We start from the raw sequence: 536 nt of genomic DNA on the forward strand, positions 1-536 counted from the left end.
GAGTCAACAAGTATGTTCACCCTCTCCACAAACTCCCTAACGCCGACACTGTACGCGTAATCCCAAAGTGGCCTAAGCTCACGCTCAACAATTGTGACTGGCCTAGGCGGCTGCGGGTTTGGTATGGTGAGTAAGTCATTAAATGAATTCAAAACCCTCTGGGGCAAGCCAATGTAATTCCTAGTGAATTTAATGAACTGCGGGATGTAGAGGGTTGCGAAGCCTAGGCTTGAGCCCATTGCGGTTACAAACGCGAGCCTTAAGGCACTTAGGCCCATTAGGTAACTACCCAGTGCGTAGGCGATAAAGCCACCAACCAAGCCAGCGATGGCTGGCTTAACGTAGTCATACCTAACAAGCTCAACCTGGTAATAATGAATTATTGGCGTTAGGGCTATACCAATCAGCGAGATTGTTGGTGGTGCACCTAGGATAGTCATGAAGGATGCCACGCCGAGCATGATTGCAATGACTATAACCGCGGTCAAGGCCTTCGACTGCCAATCCAATTGCTGACCAAGCCAGTTACTGAACTT

At 49.1% G+C, this 536-nt stretch carries 1 pseudogene; it reads right to left on the reverse strand.

Features of this window, described 5'->3' with window-relative positions:
• A pseudogene (locus JCM11216_RS14215) lies at positions 1–536 on the reverse strand (hypothetical protein); the annotation flags it as partial.

The sequence above is a fragment of the Vulcanisaeta distributa JCM 11216 genome (genome assembly GCF_001315985.1).
GTDB classification, from domain to species: Archaea; Thermoproteota; Thermoprotei; order Thermoproteales; family Thermocladiaceae; genus Vulcanisaeta; species Vulcanisaeta distributa_E.